The sequence below is a fragment of the Leptotrichia sp. OH3620_COT-345 genome, from assembly GCF_003932895.1.
Classification (GTDB): domain Bacteria; phylum Fusobacteriota; class Fusobacteriia; order Fusobacteriales; family Leptotrichiaceae; genus Pseudoleptotrichia.
This window is the reverse complement of record NZ_RQYW01000009.1, coordinates 103,224-112,300: the sequence shown is the minus strand read 5'-3', so window position 1 is coordinate 112,300 and position 9,077 is coordinate 103,224. Positions and strand designations below refer to the sequence as shown.

The window sequence follows — 9,077 nt, the reverse complement described above, 5'->3', positions numbered from 1 at the left end:
TCCCTGCTCTTTTGATTTCAAATCTTCCACTTCAGCTTCAAGCTGTACTTTCTGTGCTTCAAATTCTCTTTTCTTTTGCGCTTCCTTTTCAAGAAGATTATTAAATTTTGCTTCTATTGCATCCAAACTGTCTGCAAGACTTTTTTTAGGTGCAGAATAACTTACTGCTGAAATTACCATAAGCCCCGTTAAAAATAATATTGCTTTTCTCACTTTTCCTCCTTATAATATTTAATTTTTAATAATTATTAATAATAATAAAATTTCTTTTTCCTGTATTTTAGAGAATCAGGTTTATAATAATCAAGTCTTTCAAAAAAATATGTAACCTTTCTTCGTGCCAAATCATTTTTCACTTTTTTTATCAATTTTTCCTCATACACATATATTACTGAAAGTTCTTCTTCATTGGGAATATTTGGATAATCCCAATTAATATCCCTTTCCGAATTGTATGTTACACAAGAAGCAAAAATCTTTAGATACTCCTGTGTAAAATTTTTTATTGTTCTATTCCAATGAGAAATAAAACATTGTTGGTTTTCAATATAATCCATTTTTTTCTCTTTTATATTTTTAATGACTTCTTCGAAATTTTCTCTAATAGCTTGAGAAGATGTATCATCATTTTTTTATTTTCTGAAATATTTAATACGCACATAAAAAGAAAAATCAATAGTATTTTTACTAAGTTAAATACTTTTTTCATTTTTTTCTCTTTTCTCTTTACATTTAATTTTTTTTTATTTATAATTCTGTGTATTTAATAATCAGTTTTTTTCCCATATATTTTGCAATTAACAAAGGAGCAAAAGACATTTAAAAGGATAAAACTCTATAAAAATAAAAAATGACGGTTATTTTCTTTTTACAAGTTTAAATTCTATTCTTCTGTTCCGGAATCTTCCCTCATCAGTGTTATTCGTTGCTACAGGTTCCTCTTCTCCTCTTGATTCGACACCTTTTATCCTATCTGATGATAACCCGAATTCTAGCAATTTATTTCTTACACTGTTTGCCCTTCTCTGACCCAGTCTCATGTTATACTCATTACTTCCTTTAGCATCAGTATGCCCTACTATTGTCACATCATAGTCATACTTTTCTATAAATTCTTTTAAATTTCTCAATATACTATAATACTGAGGTTTTACAATTGATTTGTCAAAATCAAAGTTCAGTGCTCGATCATCCAATACAACTGTTATTTCATCATCAATAGATTTTTCTTTTAATTTTACTTCCAGTTCATCTATTTCCAGAGCATTTATTCTAATTGTATTTTCTCTCATCTGTTCTTTTGTAAGCTTTCTTACAGCCGCTGCATTTGCTGAAAGTAAGAATACGGATATTAACATTAATAAAGTTTTTCCTAACTTCTGACTCATAAAATAGTACTCTCCTTTTTTGATTTTTTTGTAAATTCTAAATAAGTTTTAAAATATTAAACACTAATAATATTACTGTATTCAATAAAACTAAGAATGTAATAAACCACTTCACAATATCCAAATCCAATATAATCACCTTTTTCTTTAATAAGATTTTTATAAAATAAAATTTTCATTTTCCTCAATTCTAATTCTTTACTAATAAAATACTATATTTTTTCTTATAATACAATACATAAAAAAAATATTGTCTTATACAACAAAAGGAAGATTTTTAATTATAGCTCTAAAATAAAAAATCTATAACCTTCAATCCCTCTAAAATGGTTTTGAAATCATATTTTTAATTCCATAAAATTAAAAATAAGTTAATTAAGTTTTTTGTCTTAGAACACAATTATTTTTTTCTTTCAAAAAATATAAAAATTTTTTTAAATTATTTTTATAAAATTTTGCCAAAATTTAATTATTCTTTTTATTCTAAAATATTAATTTTCATATCTAATATCTCAAATAAAAAAAATCCGAAAATTAAAAAATAAAACACAAATAACAAATGTTTCTTTTTTAAATTATCAAATTTATCTTTTCATATAGCATCCTCTAAATTTTTTTATGAAAGTTTTAAAACAAAATTTTCAGAAATTTTATATTTTCATAATTACCAGATTCGTCGTAAGCCCTGCTGCTGTTCCTATAAGCAAAATTATATCTCCCGATTTTATTATGCCTCTATCAAAGGCAGTACATAAAGTCACAGGCACCGAAGCTGAAACCATATTTCCATGCTCTCTTACAAGGTTTATATATTTTTTTTGAGGAATGCCTAGCTTTTCCATGACAAAAGGCATAGCCATACTTGCTTGATGTGGAATAACCATATCTATATCATCTATCGTTATATTCCCCTTATGCAAAAATTCTTTCACCATATCGGGTATTTTTTTTATTGAAAGAGATAAAACAGTTTTTCCGTTCATATCAAACATAAATTCCTTTTCAGTTTTTCCTGAATAATTTTTCGGATGAAGATTTGACAAACCTCCTCTAATTTCTGTAGAATGTGCACCTTCCGACCATGTTTTCTGTATAGCGGAAATTATTCCTTTGTCTTTCTCACTCTGTCTTAGAATGACTGCCGCTCCTCCATCACTGAAAAGCTCATAACTTTCCTTCTGTTCAGGATTTAAAGCTATTGAAGCAACATCACAGGAAACTATTAAAACTGTCTTGTATCTTCCTGCTTCTATTAAATAAGACATCATGTCAAGGGCAGTTATAAAGCTTGTGCACGTAGTATTTATATCCAGTGCGGGAATATCAGTTCCGAAAGCTATTCTTTCATGAATAAGTGCAGCTGTACATGGGATAGGTTGAACCCCCACAGCACTTGCCCAGACTATACAGTCTATTTCTTCTATTGAAATTTCAGATTTTTTTATTGCTTTTTTACATGCTTCTACGGCAAGTTCCAGCTGTGTTTCACTTTTTTCTATTTTATAACGTATATCATTTCCAAATTTTACAGTATTTTTCGGGAAAGCTGTTCCATATCCTATAATTTCCAATTTTTTCATTTTCATACCTCATTTACTTTATTTTCCTGCAAATCCTTTTTAATTTCACATATTTATCCGTTTTATATTCAATAAATTTTATATTTACATTTTCCACATTAATTGAACTGAATAGATTTCCAAATTCCTTTAAAATTTCCTTTTTCTGATCCGGCTGTAAATTCTGTATTGCTATTTCCAAATAATTATAATCTGTCTGAAAAACCTTATATTCTCTTATATTCTTCGCTAAAATCATACATCGCCTTATAAAATCGGGAAAGACGATCACAGTTTTACCGTTTTTATTTATAAACCTGAAAATATCATCTGAACGTCCTTCAATTTTCTCAATTTTCTCGTATACCAAGCCGCATTTGCAAGGAACGGAGCTTTCAACCAAAATATCATTCAGTCTGTATTTAACAAAAGGCTGACTCGTTCTTGTAAAATCGGTTATAATCGGATAAAATCTTTTATCATCAATATATTCCTTTTCAAACTTTATTATATCTTCATTCAAATGAATTGAACCATATCGACATGTATATCCTAAAAATCCTTCTGTTGCTTGATAAACCTGATGTATCTGATTAACATTAAAAATTTCTCGGATATATTTCTCATCCTCTTTTTCAAGTATCTCAGCTACTGAAATAATCTTTTCAGGGGAAATATCCAGTTTTCCTGATTTTTTTGCTTTACAGAGCAGTAACAGCATCGAAGCGGGGGCTATTAGAATAGTAGGCTTAAAAATATTAAGCCTTTCAGCATGACTGTCAATATTTTTAAAAGTATCGAAATATTCAAGTTTAAGAACAGGAGAATTTACCGACTTGTAAAGATCATTATCCGCTCTCAGGAAAAAAGCTATCTTATGTCCAAAAAGTTTCTTTTCAGGAAGCATTTTCGCTAATATAGTTCCGGCCCATATCCCCTGTTCCTTTTCGGTAGTTACAAAAATTCCTCTATGACCTGATGTTCCGGAAGACAATCCTACCGAAATTCTTCCGTATTTCTTTGTAAAATTACGCGTTCTCTCGTTTTCAAGAGCTATTTCCATAGCTTTTTCTTTTTTTATACCTAAAGTATTAAGACTGTCAAAATTTTCCATCATAAACTTTTTATCCATTCTGAAGCCTTCGCTAATATAGTTCTCTTTAAAATAAGGAGATTTTTTCTTTAAAAACTTCAAATATTTTTCTATTTTCTTTTTTTGATATTTTTCAAGTTTTTCTCTTGTATTAAATTTATTTAACCATCTCGTCTTAATAAATGAAATTATCAGTCCGGATATTTTATTCATCTAACACACCTCTTATTCTTTCGGGAGGATCATGGCTTACTATAATTTTCACTCCTTTTTCGGCTAATTTTTTAAGCGTTTCCACTCCTTTTTTATATTCAGAAAAATTATCCTGAACCATTTTAGGCAAAAACTTCATTTTCTCTGTCAATAAAAGCAACTCCATACCCCAACACACATCTGAAGCTATAAATAAATTTTTCTCAGGAAAAAATGCACAGCACTGTCCTTTTGAATGTCCATTTATACTTATAAGTAAAAAGCTTCCGTCATTAAATAAATCATAACTCTCAATTCCATAAATATTTTTATTCCTATTTTCCGAATTTATTATTTTTAATCTTTTTTCAAAATCTTTAGGTAAAAATTCCTTAAAAATCAACGATTTAAAAGATGATTTATCGTATTCTCTGAAGCATTCTTCCGTTATAATAATTTCAATATCAGAAAAATACTCAATCCCTCCTATATGGTCAGGATGGAGATGAGATAAAATAATCCTTTTTATCTCTTCTGCCTTTATTCCCGCTTTTTTCAAATGATTGTCAATCATATCTTCCCTTTTCAAAGTAACAGGATTAAGCTTTTTATATATCATATATTTTATGGTGTTTTTCAACAGTCTTATATTATATCCTGTATCATAAAGTACGTAACCATATTTTCTATGTTTTATTAAAAATACTCCTGCATAAAAATTCAATTTTTTTTTCGGAACTCCCTTAAATATCCTGCTCATCTCATTTGTACAGTATCCGCAAGAAAAATATCTAATTTCTTCTATTATGTTCGACATATTTTTTTACTCCTTCAACTACAGTCATTTTCGGTTTATACCCCAATTCTTTTTTAGCCTTTTCTATACAAAGTGTCTGACTGTACCTCATTAAATAAAGAGTGTATTTGGTAAAAGGAGGCTCCTTATCTATACCTGCAATCAGGTATATTTTTTCAATAATACTGACTAAAAATTTTGCTAAAAAATAATTTCTCTTCACATATTTACCTTTTATACCTGTTTTTCTGAAAAAAAGCTCGAGAACATCTTTAAACATCATAGGTTCATCATTTGTAATGTTATATACCTGTCCTATCGCATTTTCATTTTCCAAAGCTAGCCTTACAGCCAATGCCACATTTTCAACACATGTGACATCTATATACTGCTCTCCTTTTCCAAAAATAGGAATACCTTTTGTTTTATTCAGATGAAGAAGCCTCGGAATAACACTGGTATCTTCTATACCGAAAAGTCCCCTCGGTCGCAGTATAACACTCGGAATATCATTATATTCCCTAATTTTTTTTTCAGCTTCTATTTTACTTTTTATGTAAAAATTCAAGTTATTCTCATTAGGAGCATCCTCCTCTTTTACGTTCAGCTGGTTTTTATCTCCCGCATAAATACTGGGTGAAGAAATAAATACCAGTTTTTTTATACTATATTCCCTACATAGTTTCAAAATATTTTCCGTACTTTTTACATTGGCATTGTAAAAATCCTGCCATTTACCCCATACAGTGGAAAGTCCTCCTGCATGAATTATTCCCGAAACATTTTTTATTGCTTCGGACAATTTTTCATTATCAGTAAAATCTCCTTTAAAAAATATAACTTTTTTATTTTTTTCAAGATTCTTTCCAATTTCTTCATTTCGTCCAAAAGCAACAACATTATAACCATATTCTGTCAGCTCATTTATAATATATTTTCCTAAAAATCCTGTAGCTCCTGTCACTAAAACTTTCATTTTTTCCTACTTTCACATACTTTCTATAAATTTTTCGATTTTTAAACTTGAAGAATTCTTCTAATTTCATCTTTCAGAATTTTATCATAAGGATATTCCTCAAACTTATTATGAATTTTTTCAAGATTTTTCCATTCTGAACGATTCAGCATTTTTTCTACAGCTTTTATAACAGACTTTTCAGACTTCAAATTTGCAATTATTCCAACATCTGATAAAATTATCCTGACAGCATAGTCAAACTGATCATAGTCATGAGGAATTACCACCGACGGCTTGTTATACTTTATACAGTTATAAAGAACTCCTGTTCCTCCATGATGAATAATATAATCGGATTTCGGAAAAATTACTGCATAATCTATATAGTGATAAATAAACATATTTTCATAAACTTTTTTTATTTCCTTTTCTTTGTTTCCGTAATCTCCCAAAGATACTATAAAACATATATCAGGATAAATATTTGACAGCTTTTTCACTATTTCCACAAGACCTTTTTTCCCCCATAATACATGTGTACCATTTGTAACAAATACAGTTTTCCTAAAATTTGACACATCTATAAGGGGATAAATATTTTTATCAAATGTAGGAACAGGATATCCCGCCCACACAAAATGCTCAGGAAAATCATCTCTAAATTCAAGTTCTTTCATTCCCAGTCCTAAAATAGAATATGGAGAAAAAATAGTCTCTTCATTTTTTTCATTATATAATTTAAAATTATTAAGTTTCAGTTTTTTCACTGCTAAAAAAGCAAGGATTTTTTTTGCACTTCTTACTGCAAATCTTCCAATTGCATCCCTTATTTGATATAAGAAACCTTTTCGAGGATATAATCCTCCTAAATATCCGGGTGTCGTAGTTTTATTTTCAATTGCAAAAACCGTGGGTATAGATGTTATCCACGGTATTTTCATTTTATTACATACCAGTCCTGCAGGAATTGCCACAAAATCGGCTATCACAATATCAGGTCTATCTTTTTTAAATTCTTCCTCCAATTCATTCATTATTTGAGGTATCATTTTTATATTATCTCTGAATTGTTTATACATAGTCAGCATATTTGTCTGTTTTAAAGTATTTGCTATATTTTCCAAAGCTGAAGGTTTGTCTTTTAAAATAATTTTACAGTTCAATCCCGTATCCGTTACCGCTTTTTCTTTCTGCATTCCCGTATATACTGTGATTTCATACATTCCACTATTTAAAAGAGGTAGCAGAAGTTCCATCAAAGGATACAGATGTCCACTGAAAGGGGGAGAAACAGCACTAATTTTTATTTTTTTCAAGCCATTCATATATTATCTCCTTTACTTGTTCATTTTTCAAATAGTCGAAATGCCCACAATCAACTTTTATATCACATTTATGAAAATCCATAAAATTAGCATAAACATCTTTTTTACCTTTAAAAATGACACAATTTTGAATTTTTCTATGACCATAGGAAAAAGCTCCTAAAGCAAATATTTTTACTTTTCTGTTTGAAATATCCCAACTCTCCAAAGCAACTTTCAATAAATTCAATCCTGAACTTTGTGTCACTATAATTATGTCATTAAATTCAGATAAAGGCAAAAAATGCCTCTTTATTTCTTTTCTGAATCTTTTATTATATAAAGTATGTAAATAATAAATAATATTCGATATACTTGCTTTTAATATAGATACATCTTCAAAATTTTCATGCTCAAAATCATTGTTATACGGAAAATTGGATTTTATAATTTCATACCCGTACTTTCTAAAAATTTCGAGAAAATTTTTCTGTACATCTGATAAAGCAGAAGTTTCATAATTACTGCTTCCACTTAATAACAGTACTATTCTGTCAGATTTCAAGAAAGTTTTTGAATTATCCAATTTTTCGAGTTTTTTTAAATATTTTCCAAATTTATTCATAACGAATTTTCCCATCCATAACACGAATTTTCTTATTTCTCCATTTTATTATTGGAGGAGTTACTAAAGTATAAATAAAAATAACCGGCAAAATCAAATCACTTGCTATTTCATATAAAATAACCGTTGATTTTTCCTTTTTCTTGAGCATTTTATTTCTAAAAATATACATTGCAGATGATTTCACTGCAAAAAATAAAAAAACAAATACATTATATTTTATTCCCAAGATTAATCCCGTTATAAGCAGTAAAAAAGGCATTATTGACGGAAGCAGTACCAATGTGAAAAATTTCAAGGAAAAAGCATTTTTCATATATATTTTTGAAAATAAAAGCCATCTTTTCATAAGAAGCATGTAAGAAGTAAAGTTTTTTACTGTCGTCCGTACATTACAAAAAACAGCTGTCTGTATTATTTCCACTTTTCTTTTCAACATGTATTCAGCTAATGCCAAATCATCACAAAGCATGTACTTTATATTTTCAAATACATTATATTTTCTAAACAAATCAGTTTTTCCCATATAAAACATTCCATTTAAAGTTCTTGTTTCTTTCACATATGCCATTGAAAAATATGTAAGAAATGAATTACTGTTCACAAATGCCGAAATCATATTTGTCCATATTCCTTTTGTTCCGTAATTATAAGGTATTCCCGTAACAAGCCATTCATTTTGACTGTTTTCATAGTTTTCATATATCCCGAATTCTTTTATTCTCTCAATATCAATTACCGTATCGTCATCTAAAATAATTGTATATTCTGTCTTTACTTTCTCAATTACTTGACTGATTTTAAAAATTTTAGGATTCAATTCCTGAGGAACTTCATCTATAAGAAAAATTTCCACTCTATTTTCTAGATTAATGTTTTTCTGAAATTCCTGGAGAATATTTATAGCTGTTTCATATGCCGATAAATCACTCTTATCAATAAGCCACATAAATTTCATCTTATGGGTATTTTTTAGATTTGCCGATAAATCTTCCTTTAATCTTGAATCTCCTGAAAGTATTGTTTGAATAATTGTATACTTTTCTTCATTTATCTCTTTTTTTTCTTTTTTTTCAATATTTTTAAAATATCTCCATGAAAAGAAAATTCTTAAAATAAATAAAATTATTGTTAAAATCAGTAAACTTCTGAAAATTAACAT

Annotated in this window: 9 protein-coding genes and 1 pseudogene; all 10 read right to left on the bottom strand. The window is 28.4% G+C overall.

Going from position 1 to position 9,077, the window contains the following annotated elements; genetic code table 11:
- Window positions 1-213: pseudogene (locus tag EII29_RS07005) on the bottom strand (hypothetical protein); the annotation flags it as partial.
- Window positions 214-248: 35 nt separating this feature from the next.
- A complete protein-coding gene (locus EII29_RS07000) occupies window positions 249-557 on the bottom strand; it encodes a hypothetical protein (protein WP_125236824.1) in 309 nt (102 codons plus the stop codon).
- Window positions 558-857: 300 nt separating this feature from the next.
- Complete coding sequence (locus tag EII29_RS06995; RefSeq protein ID WP_125236823.1) at window positions 858-1,388, bottom strand: OmpA family protein; 531 nt, start codon at window positions 1,386-1,388, stop codon at window positions 858-860.
- Window positions 1,389-2,038: 650 nt separating this feature from the next.
- Window positions 2,039-2,968 carry a 3-oxoacyl-[acyl-carrier-protein] synthase III C-terminal domain-containing protein gene (locus EII29_RS06990; RefSeq protein ID WP_125236822.1) on the bottom strand — a complete coding sequence of 310 codons (930 nt, stop codon included), beginning with the start codon at window positions 2,966-2,968 and terminating at the stop codon, window positions 2,039-2,041.
- Between the two features lie 13 nt (window positions 2,969-2,981).
- On the bottom strand, window positions 2,982-4,253 hold the full coding sequence (locus EII29_RS06985) for a F390 synthetase-related protein (RefSeq protein ID WP_125236821.1): 1,272 nt from the start codon (window positions 4,251-4,253) through the stop codon (window positions 2,982-2,984).
- The gene (locus EII29_RS06980) at window positions 4,246-5,049 is read right to left on the bottom strand and encodes an MBL fold metallo-hydrolase (RefSeq protein WP_125236820.1); all 804 of its coding nucleotides are present in this window, start codon (window positions 5,047-5,049) and stop codon (window positions 4,246-4,248) included. Before EII29_RS06980 ends, EII29_RS06985 begins: the two co-directional genes overlap by 8 nt.
- Window positions 5,024-6,004, bottom strand: coding sequence for an NAD(P)-dependent oxidoreductase (locus tag EII29_RS06975; protein WP_125236819.1), 981 nt, complete (start codon window positions 6,002-6,004; stop codon window positions 5,024-5,026). Before EII29_RS06975 ends, EII29_RS06980 begins: the two co-directional genes overlap by 26 nt.
- Window positions 6,005-6,045: 41 nt before the next feature.
- Window positions 6,046-7,311, bottom strand: coding sequence for a glycosyltransferase (locus EII29_RS06970; RefSeq protein WP_125236818.1), 1,266 nt, complete (start codon window positions 7,309-7,311; stop codon window positions 6,046-6,048).
- Window positions 7,283-7,915 carry a hypothetical protein gene (locus tag EII29_RS06965; protein ID WP_158612481.1) on the bottom strand — a complete coding sequence of 211 codons (633 nt, stop codon included), beginning with the start codon at window positions 7,913-7,915 and terminating at the stop codon, window positions 7,283-7,285. Before EII29_RS06965 ends, EII29_RS06970 begins: the two co-directional genes overlap by 29 nt.
- On the bottom strand, window positions 7,908-9,077 hold the full coding sequence (locus EII29_RS06960) for a glycosyltransferase (RefSeq protein ID WP_125236816.1): 1,170 nt from the start codon (window positions 9,075-9,077) through the stop codon (window positions 7,908-7,910). Before EII29_RS06960 ends, EII29_RS06965 begins: the two co-directional genes overlap by 8 nt.